Here is a 15,880-nt window from a genome sequence, read left to right on the forward strand (position 1 = left end):
GGTAATGGTAGTATTTACAGGTTCAACTGTTGAAGAAGCAATCCAGAAAGGATTGAAAGAATTAGATATCCCAAGACTGAAGGCTCACATCAAAGTCATTTCTCGTGAAAAAAATGGCTTTCTTGGTTTATTTGGTAAAAAACCAGCTCAAGTTGATATTGAAGCTATTAGTGAAACAACGGTCATTAAAGCCAATCAACAAGCTGTAAAGGGCGTTCCTAAAGAAATTAATGAACAAAATGAACCAGTCAAAACGGTCAGTGAAGCAACCGTTGATTTGGGGCATGTAGTAGAAGCAATTAAAAAGATTGAAGAGGAAGGCCAAGGGGTTTCTGATGAAGTCAAGGCTGAAATTTTGAAAAATGAAAAACATGCTAACACCATTTTAGAAGAAACTGGACATATTGAGATTCTAAATGAATTACAACTTGAAGAAGCTGGTTTCGGTGAAGAAGTAGAAACTCCTATTGTTGAGACTCAAGCTGAACAAACTGAAAGTCAAGAATTAGAAGATTTGGGCTTAAAGGTGGAACCAAGCTTTGATATTGAACAAGTGGCTACGGAAGTAACGACTTATGTCCAAACAATCATTGATGATATGGACGTTGAGGCGACGATTTCAAATGACTACAACCGTCGTAGCATCAATCTACAAATTGATACTAATGAGCCAGGTCGTATTATCGGTTATCATGGTAAAGTCTTGAAGGCCTTGCAACTATTGGCTCAAAATTATCTTTACAACCGCTATTCAAGAACCTTCTACATCACAATCAATGTTAATGATTATGTCGAACACCGTGCAGAAGTATTGCAGACCTATGCGCAAAAATTGGCGACTCGTGTTTTAGAAGAAGGACGCAGTCATCAGACAGATCCAATGTCGAATAGCGAACGCAAGATTATCCATCGTATTATTTCACGTATGGATGGCGTGACTAGTTACTCTGAAGGTGACGAGCCAAATCGCTATGTCGTTGTAGATACAGAATAAGTAAAATCAGGTTTATCCTGATTTTTTGCTAGCTAGAGGAGATTAAATTAATGTTGAATAAGATAAGAGACTATTTAGACTTTGCTGGTTTGCAGTATCGTAATCCGGATAAGTCTGGAGATGAGCGAGAGAAGATGCTGGAATTTCGCCACAAAGGTCAAGAGGCCAGAAAGGCTTTTACAGAGCTAGCCAAAGCCTTTCAAGCAAGCCATCCAGAATGGCAACTCCAACAGACTAGCCAGTGGATGAATCAGGCACAACGTTTGCGACCACATTTCTGGGTCTATCTACAGAGAGACGGACAAGTGACAGAGCCCATGCTAGCCTTACGTTTGTACGGGAATCCTTCTGATTTTGGTATTTCCTTAGAAGTCAGTTTCATCGAGCGCAAGAAAGATGAGCAAACTCTAGGTAAGCAGGCCAAAGTTTTAGAAATTCCAACCGTTGAAGGTGTTTATTACTTAGTCTACTCAAATGGAGAAAGTCATAAGAAGGAGTCTACTGAGGAAAATCGCCAAGTGTTAAGAGAAAAACTATCCCATCAGGAAGTTCGCAAAGTTTTAGTGAAGGCAGATGTTCCTGTGACTGCAAATTTATCTGAAGAAGAAATCGTAGAAGGTCTATTGAAATCTTATGCTAAAATTCTTCCCTATTATTTAGCTACAAGAAAATTAGATAATCCGTAAAATATCATAAATCATACAGTCCAAGAGTGAACAGTCCGCTGTGTAATTCTTGGTCTTTTTGTTTACGCTTTCAAAGTATATAATAAACCTACAAAAACAATTCAAAAGGAGAACAATTATGGAAGTCATTTCAAGTGTTCTAAATTGGTTTTCTAGCAATATTTTGCAGAATCCCGCATTTTTCGTAGGTTTATTGGTGTTGGTAGGATACGCACTTTTGAAAAAACCTGCCCATGACGTTTTCTCAGGGTTTGTTAAAGCAACAGTAGGGTATATGTTGCTCAACGTGGGTGCGGGTGGTTTGGTTACAACCTTCCGTCCGATCTTAGCAGCCCTTAACTACAAATTCCAAATTGGTGCAGCGGTTATCGACCCTTACTTTGGACTTGCTGCAGCAAACAACAAAATTGCAGCAGAGTTTCCAGATTTTGTTGGAACTGCAACTACAGCTCTATTGATTGGTTTCGGAATAAATATCTTGCTCGTAGCTCTTCGCAAGATTACGAAGGTAAGAACCCTCTTTATTACTGGTCACATCATGGTACAACAAGCTGCAACAGTATCTCTTATGGTTCTATTCTTAGTACCACAATTGCGCAATGCTTACGGTACAGCAGCGATTGGTATCATCTGTGGACTTTACTGGGCGGTTAGTTCAAATATGACTGTTGAGGCAACTCAACGTTTGACTGGTGGTGGTGGATTTGCGATTGGTCACCAACAGCAATTTGCAATCTGGTTTGTAGATAAAATAGCAGGACGCTTTGGTAAGAAAGAAGAAAGTTTAGACAATCTTAAATTACCTAAGTTCCTCTCAATTTTCCACGATACAGTTGTTGCATCTGCTACCTTGATGCTCGTATTCTTCGGAGCCATTCTTTTAATCTTGGGTCCAGACATTATGTCTAATAAAGAAGTCATCACTTCAGGAACTCTATTCAATCCTGCTAAACAAGATTTCTTTATGTACATTATCCAAACAGCCTTTACCTTCTCAGTTTACTTGTTCGTTTTGATGCAAGGTGTCCGCATGTTCGTATCTGAGTTGACAAACGCCTTCCAAGGTATTTCAAACAAATTGTTGCCAGGTTCATTCCCAGCGGTTGACGTTGCAGCTTCTTATGGATTTGGTTCTCCAAACGCTGTCTTGTCAGGATTTGCCTTTGGTTTGATTGGTCAATTGATCACAATTGTCTTGCTCATCGTCTTTAAAAATCCGATTCTTATTATTACAGGATTCGTACCAGTGTTCTTTGACAATGCAGCCATTGCGGTCTACGCTGATAAACGCGGCGGATGGAAAGCAGCTGTTATCCTATCCTTCATCTCAGGTGTTCTCCAAGTTGCTTTAGGAGCTCTCTGTGTAGCTCTTCTTTATTTAGCATCTTATGGTGGTTACCATGGAAATATCGACTTTGAATTCCCATGGCTTGGATTTGGATATATATTCAAATACCTTGGTATTGTTGGTTATGTACTTGTGTGTCTCTTCTTGCTTGTTATTCCTCAACTTCAATTTGCCAAAGCAAAAGATAAAGAGAAATATTACAACGGTGAAGTTCAAGAAGAAGCTTAGTATCTAGAAAAAGGAGAAATAAAATGGTTAAAGTATTAGCAGCGTGCGGAAATGGAATGGGTTCATCAATGGTTATCAAGATGAAGGTCGAAAATGCTCTCCGTAAGCTTAATCAAACAGATTTTACAGTCAATTCATGCAGTGTCGGTGAAGCTAAAGGTTTAGCAGCAGGATATGACATCGTAATCGCTTCTCTTCATTTGATTCAAGAATTGGAAGGGCGAACTAATGGGAAGTTAATTGGGCTTGACAACTTGATGGATGATAAAGAAATCACTGAAAAACTCAGTCAAGCACTACAGTAAAAGGTTGGAGGGGGCTGGACAGAAACTGAGAGTTATCGTTTCTGTCCTTCTCCCTCTTTAAATAAAGGAGGCAGATATGAATTTAAAACAATCTTTAATTGACAATGACTCGATCCGACTAGGTTTAGAGGCTCACGATTGGAAAGAAGCAGTCAAGGTAGCAGTAGACCCCTTGATTGAAAGTGGGGCAATTTTGCCAGAGTATTACGATGCTATCATTGAATCGACTGAAGAGTATGGCCCTTACTATATCTTGATGCCAGGTATGGCTATGCCCCACGCTAGACCTGAAGCTGGTGTGCAAAGTGATGCTTTTTCATTGATTACCTTACAAAATCCTGTTGTATTTTCAGATGGGAAAGAGGTATCTGTTTTGTTGGCACTAGCAGCAACAAGCTCGAAAATTCACACAAGTGTAGCCATTCCACAAATCATTGCCCTGTTTGAATTAGAAGATTCTATTGCACGTTTACAGGCTTGCCAGACTAAAGAAGATGTCTTGGCTATGATTGAAGAATCTAAGGATAGCCCTTATCTCGAAGGATTGGATTTGGAAAGTTAGAAAGAGGAATAAAGAGATGACAAAAAGAATACCTAATTTACAAGTTGCATTAGACCATTCAGACTTGCAAGGAGCGATTAAAGCAGCTGTTTCTGTTGGTCAGGAAGTAGATATTATCGAAGCTGGAACTGTTTGCTTGCTTCAAGTTGGAAGTGAGCTGGTTGAAGTCTTGCGTAGTCTTTTCCCAGATAAGATTATTGTGGCAGACACAAAATGTGCTGATGCTGGTGGAACAGTTGCTAAAAATAATGCGGTTCGTGGAGCAGACTGGATGACTTGTATCTGTTGTGCAACCATCCCTACTATGGAAGCAGCTTTAAAGGCTATCAAGACTGAACGAGGAGAACGAGGCGAAATCCAGATCGAGCTTTATGGCGATTGGACTTTTGAACAAGCTCAGCTTTGGCTAGATGCAGGTATCTCACAAGCTATTTATCACCAATCTCGTGATGCTCTTCTTGCTGGTGAAACTTGGGGTGAAAAAGACCTTAATAAGGTTAAAAAACTCATTGACATGGGCTTCCGTGTATCTGTAACAGGTGGTCTAGATGTAGATACTCTCAAACTCTTTGAAGATGTTGATGTCTTTACCTTTATCGCAGGTCGTGGAATTACAGAGGCTGCGGATCCAGCAGGAGCAGCGCGTGCCTTCAAGGATGAAATTAAACGAATTTGGGGGTAAACCATGGTACGTCCAATTGGAATTTATGAAAAGGCAACCCCGATACACTTTACTTGGCTAGAACGTTTAAATTTTGCAAAGGAGTTAGGCTTTGATTTTGTCGAGATGTCTATTGACGAACGTGACGAGCGTTTAGCAAGACTTGACTGGAGTAAGGAAGAACGCTTGGAAGTTGTCAAAGCAATCTATGAAACTGGTGTTCGTATTCCTTCTATTTGTTTTTCAGGCCATCGTCGCTACCCATTGGGATCAAGTGATCCAGTTCTAGAGGAAAAATCTCTAGAACTCATGAAAAAATGTATCGAATTAGCTCAAGATTTGGGAGTTCGTACGATTCAACTAGCTGGTTACGATGTTTACTATGAGGAAAAGTCACCCCAGACACGCCAACGTTTTATCAAAAATTTGAGAAAAGCCTGTGACTGGGCTGAAGAAGCTCAGGTGGTACTTGCTATTGAAATTATGGATGATCCTTTTATCAATAGTATCGAAAAATACTTGGCTGTAGAAAAGGATATTGACTCTCCCTACCTTTTTGTATATCCAGATATTGGTAATGTGTCTGCATGGCATAATGATGTCTACAGTGAATTTTATCTTGGGCATCATGCCATCGCAGCTCTCCATCTCAAGGATACTTATGCAGTGACAGAAAATTCAAAGGGCCAGTTCCGAGATGTAACTTTTGGGCAAGGTTGTGTCAAATGGGAAGAAGCTTTCGATATTTTAAAACAAACCAATTATAATGGACCTTTCCTAATCGAAATGTGGTCTGAAAATTGTGAAACTGTAGAAGAAACACGCGCAGCCATTCAAGAGGCGCAAGTTTTTCTCTATCCACTAATTAAGAAAGCAGGTTTGATGTAAGATGAATCAAGTAATAAACGATATGCGTAAACGAGTCTGTAATGCCAATCAATCATTACCAAAACATGGACTTGTTAAATTTACCTGGGGAAATGTATCGGAAGTCAATCGCGAACTAGGTGTCATTGTTATTAAACCATCAGGCGTAGATTATGACGAATTGACACCTGAAAACATGGTGGTGACGGACTTGGATGGCCAAGTTCTAGAAGGAGATTTAAGACCATCTTCTGACCTCCCAACTCATGTGCAGTTATATAAGGCATGGCAAGAGATTGGTAGTGTGGTCCACACCCATTCGACAGAAGCAGTTGGTTGGGCACAGGCTGGACGTGATATTCCTTTCTATGGAACAACCCATGCAGATTATTTCTACGGTTCAATCCCTTGCGCCCGTAGTTTGACCAAGGACGAAGTAGAAGTGGCCTATGAAAAAGATACTGGCCTGGTTATCGTAGAAGAGTTTGAACGTCGCGGACTTAACCCGGTTGAAGTACCAGGAATTGTTGTACGCAATCACGGTCCATTCACCTGGGGCAAAAATCCAGAGAATGCTGTTTATCACTCTGTCGTACTAGAGGAAGTATCAAAGATGAATCGCTTTACAGAACAAATCAATCCAAGAGTTGAACCTGCTCCCCAGTACATTTTAGAAAAACACTACCAACGTAAGCATGGACCAAATGCTTATTACGGTCAAAAGAAATAAGAAATTGAATTGAAAAGAGGCTAGGACCTTTTGATCCAAGCCTCGCTTTTGTAATTGTAAGTATTCGTTATTAAGAGACTACTGTTGATAATTGAAATGCATTAGTGAATGTGATACTATTATAAAGTTGTTTTCAAGGCAGTTGATTGATAGAGGAGTATGAAATATGGTACTGGATAAGGCAAGTTGTGATTTGCTTCAATATTTGATGGATCAAGAAACGTCCAAAACGATTATGGCGATTTCGAAAGATTTGAAAGAGTCAAGAAGGAAAATTTATTATCACATTGACAAAATCAATGCTGCTCTGGGTGACGAGGCGCTTCAAATCATTAGTATTCCACGAATTGGTAATCACTTAGCGGAAGAGCAGAGAGATGCTTGTTGTGAACTATTATCGGAAGTAGATTCGTACGATTATATCATGAGTGCGCATGAACGTATGATGATAATGTTACTATGGATAGGTATCTCTAAAGAACGTATTACGATTGAAAAATTGATGGAGTTAACAGAGGTATCTAGGAATACTGTTCTCAATGATTTGAATAGTATTCGTTATCAACTAACTTTGGAACAATATCAGGTGACCTTGCAAGTGAGCAAGTCACAGGGATACCACCTTTATGCCCACCCCCTTAATAAAATTCAGTATCTTCAATCGCTTCTATATCATATTTTTATGGAAGAAAATGCCACTTTTGTATCTATTTTAGAAGATAAGATGAAAGAGAGGTTAGATGATGAGAGTTTGCTTTCTGTTGAAATGAACCAATTTTTTAAGGAACAGGTTCCTTTAGTTGAACAAGATTTAGGGAAGAAAATAAACCATCATGAAGTAACTTTTATGTTGCAGGTTCTACCTTATTTGCTGTTAAGCTGTCATAATGTTGAACAGTATCAAGAAAGACATCAGGATATAGAGAAAGAATTTTCTTTGATAAGAAAAAGAATAGAGTATCAGGTGTCTAAGAAATTAGGAGAACGGTTGTTTCAAAAGTTTGAAATTTCTTTGTCAGAACTTGAAGTTTCTCTTGTAGCTGTTCTTCTCCTCTCCTATCGTAAAGATTTGGATATTCATGCAGAAAGTGATGATTTTCGGCAATTAAAACTTGCTTTAGAAGAATTTATCTGGTATTTTGAATCACAAATCCGAATGGAGATTGAAAACAAGGATGATTTGTTACGAAATTTGATGATCCACTGTAAAGCCTTGTTATTTAGAAAGACTTACGGTATTTTTTCTAAAAATCCTCTAACAAAACAAATTCGATCCAAGTATGGAGAATTATTTTTAGTCACTAGAAAATCTGCGGAAATTTTAGAAGGAGCATGGTTTATTCGGCTAACAGACGATGATATTGCCTATTTGACGATTCATATTGGAGGATTTTTAAAGTATACACCATCGTCTCAAAAAAATATGAAAAAAGTTTATCTCGTTTGTGATGAAGGTGTTGCGGTTTCGAGACTTTTGCTGAAACAATGCAAACTTTATTTTCCAAATGAGCAGATTGGCACTGTATTTACAACAGAACAATTTAAGAGTGTGGAAGATATTGCACAAGTTGATGTAGTGATTACAACTAATGATGATTTGGATAGCAGATTTCCGACTTTAAGGGTTAATCCTATCCTTGAAGCAGAAGATATTTTGAAAATGCTAGACTATCTTAAACACAATATATTTCGTAATGAGAGCAAAAGTTTCAGTGAAAATCTTTCTAGTCTTATTTCGTCTTATATTGTAGACAGCAAGTTGGCTAGTAAGTTCCAAGAAGAGGTTCAAACACTTATAAATCAAGAAATAGTAGTTCAAGCTTTTTTGGAAGATATTTGAAGGACAGTCCAATGATGAACACAAACCTGTGTTTTTCTTGGTCTTTTTTAGTGTTTTGAAGGGTGGTATACTAATCTCAAAGATAACAATTATATCCAAAGGAGGCAACATATGCCAAACGTCAAAGAAATTACAAGAGAGTCATGGATTTTAGCTACTTTCCCAGAGTGGGGAACATGGTTGAACGAAGAAATCGAAGAAGAAGTCGTACCTGAAGGCAACTTTGCCATGTGGTGGCTAGGCAACTGTGGTACTTGGATTAAGACACCAGGTGGTGCTAACGTTGTCATGGACCTTTGGTCAAACCGTGGAAAATCAACCAAAAAAGTGAAAGATATGGTTCGTGGGCATCAAATGGCAAATATGGCAGGTGTTCGTAAGTTGCAACCAAACTTGCGTGTTCAGCCAATGGTTATCGATCCATTTGCTATCAACGAACTAGACTATTACTTAGTTTCACACTTCCACAGTGATCATATCGACCCATACACAGCTGCAGCAATTCTCAACAATCCTAAGTTAGAGCATGTTAAGTTTATCGGTCCTTACCACTGTGGACGAATCTGGGAAGGATGGGGTGTTCCAAAAGAACGTATCATCGTTGTTAAACCAGGTGACACTATCGAATTAAAAGATATGAAGATTCATGCAGTAGAATCATTTGACCGTACTTGCTTGGTAACTCTCCCAGTGAACGGTGCTGATAAGACAGGCGGGGAACTTGCTGGCTTAGCTGTTACAGATGAAGAAATGGCTCAAAAGGCTGTTAACTATATCTTTGAAACACCAGGTGGAACCATCTATCATGGTGCAGATTCTCACTTCTCAAACTATTTTGCAAAACATGGTAAAGACTTTAAAATTGATGTTGCTTTGAATAACTATGGTGAAAATCCGGTAGGTATCCAAGATAAAATGACATCTATCGACCTTCTTCGTATGGCAGAAAATCTGCGTACAAAAGTCATTATCCCAGTTCACTATGATATCTGGTCTAACTTCATGGCTTCTACTAATGAGATTATAGAACTTTGGAAAATGAGAAAAGATCGCTTGCAATACGATTTCCATCCATTTATCTGGGAAGTCGGCGGTAAGTACACTTATCCTCAAGATCAACACTTAGTAGAATACCATCATCCACGTGGTTTTGATGATTGTTTTGAACAAGACTCTAATATTCAATTTAAAGCTTTGCTATAATATAAAAATATTCTTTGGAGGTTATCCGTATGTTGCATGATACGGATAATTTTCATATAATAGTAGAATAGAATGTGTGATTCAATAATCACCTCAAATAGAAAGGAAATTCTATGTCAAATCTATCTGTTAATGCAATTCGTTTCCTAGGTATTGACGCTATCAACAAAGCCAACTCAGGTCACCCAGGTGTGGTTATGGGAGCAGCTCCGATGGCTTACAGCCTCTTTACAAAACAACTTCGCATCAATCCAGCTCAACCAAACTGGATTAACCGCGACCGCTTTATTCTTTCAGCAGGACATGGTTCAATGCTCCTTTATGCTCTTCTGCACCTTTCTGGTTTTGAAGATGTCAGCATGGATGAGATTAAGAGCTTCCGTCAATGGGGTTCAAAAACACCAGGTCACCCAGAATTTGGTCATACAGCAGGGATTGATGCTACTACTGGACCTCTAGGTCAAGGGATTTCAACTGCCACTGGTTTTGCCCAAGCAGAACGTTTCTTGGCAGCCAAATATAACCGCGAAGGCTACAATATCTTTGACCACTATACCTATGTTATCTGTGGAGATGGAGACTTGATGGAAGGTGTCTCAAGCGAGGCGGCTTCATACGCAGGCTTGCAAAAACTAGACAAGTTGGTTGTTCTTTATGATTCAAATGACATCAACTTGGATGGTGAGACAAAGGATTCCTTTACAGAAAGTGTTCGTGACCGTTACAATGCCTATGGTTGGCATACAGCCTTGGTTAAAGATGGAACAGACTTGGAAGCAATCCATGCTGCTATCGAAACAGCAAAAGCTTCAGGCAAACCATCTTTGATTGAAGTGAAGACTGTTATTGGATACGGTTCTCCAAACAAACAAGGAACTAATGCTGTACACGGTGCTCCTCTTGGAGCAGATGAAACTGCAGCAACTCGTCAAGCCCTTGGTTGGGACTATGAACCATTTGAAATTCCAGAACAAGTTTATGCTGATTTCAAAGAACATGTTGCAGACCGTGGCGCATCAGCTTATGAAGCTTGGACAAAATTAGTTGCTGACTATAAAGAAGCGCATCCAGAATTGGCTGCAGAAGTAGAAGCCATTATTGATGGACGTGATCCAGTTGAAGTGACTCCAGCAGACTTCCCAGCTTTAGAAAATGGTTTCTCTCAAGCAACTCGTAATTCAAGCCAAGATGCCTTGAATGTTGTGGCAGCTAAGTTACCAACCTTCCTAGGTGGATCAGCTGACCTTGCTCACTCAAACATGACTTATATCAAGACTGACGGACTTCAAGACGATTCCAACCGCTTGAACCGCAACATTCAGTTTGGTGTTCGTGAATTTGCCATGGGAACAATCTTGAACGGGATGGCTCTTCATGGTGGACTTCGTGTATACGGTGGAACTTTCTTCGTCTTCTCTGACTATGTGAAGGCAGCTGTTCGCTTGTCAGCCTTACAAGGACTTCCTGTGACTTATGTCTTTACCCACGATTCAATCGCAGTCGGGGAAGACGGTCCAACGCACGAACCAGTTGAACACTTAGCCGGCCTTCGTGCCATGCCAAATCTGAATGTTTTCCGTCCAGCAGATGCGCGTGAAACGCAAGCAGCTTGGTACCTTGCAGTGACAAGCGAAAAAACACCAACTGCCCTTGTCTTGACCCGTCAAAACTTGACTGTTGAAGAAGGGACAGACTTCAACAAGGTTGCAAAAGGTGCCTATGTTGTCTATGAAAATGCAGCAGACTTTGATACCATCTTGATTGCAACAGGTTCAGAGGTCAATCTTGCTGTCGCAGCTGCTAAAGAATTGGCTAGTCAAGGCGCAAAAGTCCGCGTAGTCAGCATGCCATCTACAGATGTCTTTGATAAACAAGATGCAGCATATAAGGAAGAAATTCTTCCAAATGCAGTCCGCCGTCGTGTTGCAGTCGAAATGGGTGCAAGTCAAAACTGGTACAAATATGTTGGTCTCGATGGTGCTGTTCTCGGTATTGATACCTTTGGAGCCTCTGCCCCAGCACCAAAAGTATTGGCAGAATATGGCTTTACTGTCGAAAATCTAGTAAAAGTCGTTCAAAACTTGAAATAATTCTAAAAATCAGGGCGCAAGCTCTGTTTTTTTCTTACTAGAAAAGTAAGGTACAATCTTGTAAAAGTAACTGAAATTTGATATAGTAGTCCTATGTAAAAGACAAAGGAGAAGAAAATGAATCCAAATTATACATTTTTAATTATGCTTGTAGCGATGTTAGGCTTAATGTTCTTTACGCAACGCTCTCAAAAGAAACAAGCACAAAAACGTATGGAAAGCTTGAATAAACTACAAAAAGGCTATGAAGTTATTACAATCGGGGGCCTTTATGGAACAGTCGATGAAGTAGATACAGAAAAGAAAACAATTGTTCTTGATGTAGATGGGGTTTACTTGACTTTTGAACTAGCTGCTATCAAGACCGTATTACCACTTAAAGAAACAGCTTCACTAGAAGGCGCGATTGAAAAATAAGACGGGATCACGAACTCCCGTTTTTCTATAAAAGAAAGGAAATGGGATGAAAAAACTAGTCTTTGTCTGTCTGGGAAATATTTGCCGCAGCCCTATGGCCGAGTTTGTTATGAAATCAATGACAGATAACTACGAAATCCAAAGTCGAGCAACGTCCTCTTGGGAACATGGCAATCCGATTCATAAGGGGACTCAGGGGATTTTTCAACAGTATGAGATTCCTTATGACAAAGGCAAGACATCGCTTCAGATTAGTAAGGAAGATTTTGAAGCCTTTGATTATATTATCGGTATGGACGCTTCAAATGTTTCTGACTTACGTCAGATGTGTCCAGTAGACTGTCAAGATAAGATTTACTCATTCGCATCTGAAAGTATACCAGATCCTTGGTATACAGGAGATTTTGAGGAAACCTATCGACGTGTTCAAGAGGGCTGTCAAGTTTGGCTAGAACGTTTAGAAAAGGAGAGTGAAGGTGGAAAATCTTAAGAATTTTTACGACAAGTATCGAGTGTATCTGACTCGTCCACGTCTCGAACTTTTAGCAGTAGTTGCCATTGTTTTTTGTGCTGTACTCGTCTTTTTTCTAAATATTCCCGGAAAAGGTGTTCTAAAACTCGATAATGGAACGATTGTTTACGACGGCAGTCTTGTCCGTGGTAAAATGAATGGTCAAGGTACCATTACCTTCCAAAATGGAGATCAATATACAGGTGGTTTCAACAATGGAGCCTTCAACGGAAAAGGTACCTTTCAATCTAAAGAAGGCTGGATCTACGAAGGTGATTTTGTAAATGGTCAGGCTGAAGGAAAAGGAAAACTAACAACAGAACAAGAAGTCGTTTATGAAGGGACTTTTAAACAAGGCGTTTTTCAACAAAAATAAAGCCTCCTTATCAAAGGAGGTATTGTTAGAATGTTTAAGTAAGCGCTTACCTGTAAATCCCTATCTTTCCAAGCTCCTCTTCCAATCAAGCTTGTGAAATAAAAAATATTTGAAATAATTTTCACAAACTTTGAAGAAAAAAACTGATAATAAAGGAAAATGAGAAAAATTTCACAAGGGTTTAAAAATTCTTTGTGAAATGTTTATGAAACTGTTTACAAAGTTGAAATAATGCGTTATAATAAACTTGTGAAAAAATTAACAAAGGATATCGATCCCTTGAAAGCTATGGAGGAAAATATGGCTGATAAAAAAACTGTGACACCAGAGGAAAAGAAACTCGCTGCTGAAAAGCATGTCGACGGCTTGGTGCAAAAAGCTCTAGTTGCTCTTGAGGAAATGCGTAAGTTGGACCAAGAGCAGGTTGACTATATCGTTGCCAAAGCATCAGTAGCAGCTTTGGATGCCCACGGGGAATTGGCTCTACATGCCTATGAAGAAACAGGACGTGGTGTATTTGAAGACAAAGCAACTAAGAACTTGTTTGCTTGTGAACACGTAGTAAACAACATGCGCCACACTAAAACAGTTGGTGTTATCGAAGAAGACGATGTAACAGGTTTGACTCTTATCGCTGAACCAGTTGGCGTTGTTTGTGGTATCACTCCAACAACAAACCCAACATCAACAGCAATCTTTAAGGCATTGATTTCATTGAAGACACGTAATCCAATTGTCTTTGCATTCCACCCATCAGCTCAAGAATCATCAGCTCACGCAGCTCAAATCGTTCGTGATGCTGCGATTAAAGCAGGTGCTCCTGAAAACTGTGTACAGTGGATCACTGAACCATCTATGGAAGCAACTAGTGCACTTATGAACCACGAAGGTGTTGCAACAATCCTTGCAACTGGTGGGAATGCCATGGTTAAAGCGGCATACTCATGTGGTAAACCAGCTCTTGGAGTAGGTGCCGGAAACGTTCCAGCTTATGTTGAAAAGTCAGCAAACATTCGTCAAGCTGCACACGATATCGTTATGTCTAAATCATTTGACAACGGTATGGTCTGTGCATCTGAACAAGCAGTTATCATTGATAAAGAAATTTACGATGAATTTGTAGCAGAGTTCAAATCATATCACACTTACTTTGTAAACAAAAAAGAAAAAGCACTTCTTGAAGAATTCTGCTTCGGCGTGAAAGCAAACAGCAAAAACTGTGCTGGTGCAAAATTGAACGCTGACATCGTTGGTAAACCAGCAACTTGGATTGCAGAACAAGCAGGATTTACAGTTCCAGAAGGAACAAACATTCTTGCTGCAGAATGTAAAGAAGTTGGTGAAAATGAGCCATTGACCCGTGAAAAATTGTCACCAGTTATCGCAGTTTTGAAATCTGAAAGCCGTGAAGATGGTATTACTAAGGCTCGTCAAATGGTTGAATTTAACGGTCTTGGACACTCAGCAGCTATCCACACAGCTGACGAAGAATTGACTAAAGAATTTGGTAAAGCTGTTAAAGCTATTCGTGTTATCTGTAACTCACCTTCTACTTTCGGTGGTATCGGGGACGTTTACAATGCCTTCTTGCCATCATTGACACTTGGATGTGGTTCTTACGGACGCAACTCAGTTGGGGATAACGTTAGTGCCATTAACCTCTTGAATATCAAAAAAGTCGGAAGACGGAGAAATAACATGCAATGGATGAAACTTCCTTCAAAAACATACTTTGAACGTGATTCAATTCAATACCTTCAAAAATGTCGTGACGTTGAACGTGTCATGATCGTTACTGACCATGCCATGGTCGAGCTTGGTTTCCTTGATCGTATCATCGAACAACTTGATCTTCGTCGCAATAAGGTTGTTTACCAAATCTTTGCAGATGTAGAACCAGATCCAGATATCACAACTGTAAACCGTGGTACTGAGATTATGCGTGCCTTCAAACCAGATACAATCATCGCTCTTGGTGGTGGATCTCCAATGGATGCTGCTAAAGTAATGTGGCTCTTCTATGAGCAACCAGAAGTGGACTTCCGTGACCTTGTCCAAAAATTCATGGATATCCGTAAACGTGCCTTCAAATTCCCATTGCTTGGTAAGAAGACTAAATTCATCGCGATTCCAACTACATCTGGTACAGGGTCTGAAGTAACACCATTTGCCGTTATCTCTGATAAAGCAAACAACCGTAAATACCCAATCGCTGACTACTCATTGACACCAACTGTGGCAATCGTAGACCCTGCTTTGGTATTGACAGTTCCTGGATTTGTTGCTGCGGACACTGGTATGGACGTACTGACCCACGCGACTGAAGCTTACGTATCACAAATGGCTAGCGACTACACTGACGGTCTTGCACTTCAAGCCATCAAACTTGTATTCGAAAACCTTGAAAGCTCAGTTAAGAATGCAGACTTCCACTCACGTGAGAAAATGCATAACGCTTCAACAATCGCTGGTATGGCCTTTGCCAATGCCTTCCTAGGTATTTCTCACTCAATGGCTCATAAGATTGGTGCGCAATTCCACACAATCCATGGTCGTACAAATGCTATCTTGCTTCCATACGTCATCCGCTACAACGGTACACGTCCAGCTAAGACAGCAACATGGCCTAAGTACAACTACTACCGTGCAGATGAGAAATATCAAGATATCGCTCGTATGCTTGGCCTTCCAGCTTCTACTCCAGAAGAAGGTGTGGAATCTTACGCAAAAGCTGTCTACGAACTTGGTGAGCGCGTAGGTATCCAAATGAACTTCAAAGCACAAGGAATCGATGAAAAAGAATGGAAAGAACATTCACGTGAATTGGCCTTCCTTGCTTACGAAGATCAATGTTCACCAGCTAACCCACGCCTTCCAATGGTTGACCATATGCAAGAAATCATCGAAGATTCTTACTATGGTTACAAAGAAAGACCAGGACGCCGTAAATAATTGTTATCAGCCTAGAGGCAGGAATTTCCTGTCTCTTTTTTGTAAAATTGGAAGATTGAAAATAATTTTTATCTTTTCTATTTTCACTTTTCATCTGAAAAGGAAAGTGG

At 39.8% G+C, this 15,880-nt stretch carries 15 protein-coding genes; all 15 read left to right on the forward strand.

Annotated elements, in window-relative coordinates:
* The first annotated feature begins 4 nt into the window (after positions 1-4).
* The 15 genes from jag to adhE all read left to right on the forward strand — a co-directional run bounded on the left by jag (position 5) and on the right by adhE (position 15,770).
* A complete protein-coding gene (jag, locus tag SMI_RS01125; RefSeq protein WP_000260002.1) occupies positions 5-994 on the forward strand; it encodes an RNA-binding cell elongation regulator Jag/EloR in 990 nt (329 codons plus the stop codon).
* A 50-nt stretch (positions 995-1,044) separates the two neighbouring features.
* A complete protein-coding gene (locus tag SMI_RS01130) occupies positions 1,045-1,680 on the forward strand; it encodes a hypothetical protein (protein ID WP_000932649.1) in 636 nt (211 codons plus the stop codon).
* A 118-nt stretch (positions 1,681-1,798) separates the two neighbouring features.
* Positions 1,799-3,256 carry a PTS ascorbate transporter subunit IIC gene (locus SMI_RS01135; protein WP_000452079.1) on the forward strand — a complete coding sequence of 486 codons (1,458 nt, stop codon included), beginning with the start codon at positions 1,799-1,801 and terminating at the stop codon, positions 3,254-3,256.
* A gap of 23 nt (positions 3,257-3,279) precedes the next feature.
* Complete coding sequence (locus tag SMI_RS01140; protein ID WP_000241466.1) at positions 3,280-3,561, forward strand: PTS sugar transporter subunit IIB; 282 nt, start codon at positions 3,280-3,282, stop codon at positions 3,559-3,561.
* Positions 3,562-3,637: 76 nt separating this feature from the next.
* Positions 3,638-4,123: a PTS sugar transporter subunit IIA gene (locus SMI_RS01145; protein ID WP_001050067.1), complete on the forward strand. Its 486-nt coding sequence runs from the start codon at positions 3,638-3,640 to the stop codon at positions 4,121-4,123.
* 16 nt (positions 4,124-4,139) lie between these two features.
* Positions 4,140-4,805, forward strand: coding sequence for a 3-keto-L-gulonate-6-phosphate decarboxylase UlaD (locus SMI_RS01150; RefSeq protein ID WP_000166736.1), 666 nt, complete (start codon positions 4,140-4,142; stop codon positions 4,803-4,805).
* A 3-nt stretch (positions 4,806-4,808) separates the two neighbouring features.
* On the forward strand, positions 4,809-5,672 hold the full coding sequence (locus SMI_RS01155) for an L-ribulose-5-phosphate 3-epimerase (protein WP_000252120.1): 864 nt from the start codon (positions 4,809-4,811) through the stop codon (positions 5,670-5,672).
* Position 5,673: 1 nt separating this feature from the next.
* On the forward strand, positions 5,674-6,381 hold the full coding sequence (locus SMI_RS01160) for an L-ribulose-5-phosphate 4-epimerase (RefSeq protein ID WP_001077566.1): 708 nt from the start codon (positions 5,674-5,676) through the stop codon (positions 6,379-6,381).
* Between the two features lie 166 nt (positions 6,382-6,547).
* Complete coding sequence (locus SMI_RS01165) at positions 6,548-8,221, forward strand: BglG family transcription antiterminator (RefSeq protein ID WP_000242110.1); 1,674 nt, start codon at positions 6,548-6,550, stop codon at positions 8,219-8,221.
* Positions 8,222-8,332: 111 nt separating this feature from the next.
* The gene (ulaG, locus tag SMI_RS01170) at positions 8,333-9,424 is read left to right on the forward strand and encodes an L-ascorbate 6-phosphate lactonase (protein WP_001134229.1); all 1,092 of its coding nucleotides are present in this window, start codon (positions 8,333-8,335) and stop codon (positions 9,422-9,424) included.
* 113 nt (positions 9,425-9,537) lie between these two features.
* The gene (tkt, locus tag SMI_RS01175) at positions 9,538-11,514 is read left to right on the forward strand and encodes a transketolase (RefSeq protein ID WP_000067891.1); all 1,977 of its coding nucleotides are present in this window, start codon (positions 9,538-9,540) and stop codon (positions 11,512-11,514) included.
* 117 nt (positions 11,515-11,631) lie between these two features.
* Positions 11,632-11,931 (forward strand): preprotein translocase subunit YajC, encoded by a 300-nt coding sequence (yajC, locus tag SMI_RS01180; protein WP_001069291.1) that lies wholly within the window; start codon positions 11,632-11,634, stop codon positions 11,929-11,931.
* Between the two features lie 46 nt (positions 11,932-11,977).
* Positions 11,978-12,421, forward strand: coding sequence for a low molecular weight protein-tyrosine-phosphatase (locus SMI_RS01185; RefSeq protein WP_000737446.1), 444 nt, complete (start codon positions 11,978-11,980; stop codon positions 12,419-12,421).
* Positions 12,408-12,818: an MORN repeat-containing protein gene (locus tag SMI_RS01190; RefSeq protein ID WP_000429312.1), complete on the forward strand. Its 411-nt coding sequence runs from the start codon at positions 12,408-12,410 to the stop codon at positions 12,816-12,818. Before SMI_RS01185 ends, SMI_RS01190 begins: the two co-directional genes overlap by 14 nt.
* A 300-nt stretch (positions 12,819-13,118) precedes the next feature.
* Complete coding sequence (gene adhE, locus SMI_RS01195) at positions 13,119-15,770, forward strand: bifunctional acetaldehyde-CoA/alcohol dehydrogenase (RefSeq protein WP_012972432.1); 2,652 nt, start codon at positions 13,119-13,121, stop codon at positions 15,768-15,770.
* Positions 15,771-15,880: the final 110 nt, after the last annotated feature.

Source organism: Streptococcus mitis B6 (genome assembly GCF_000027165.1).
GTDB lineage: Bacteria > Bacillota > Bacilli > Lactobacillales > Streptococcaceae > Streptococcus > Streptococcus mitis_AR.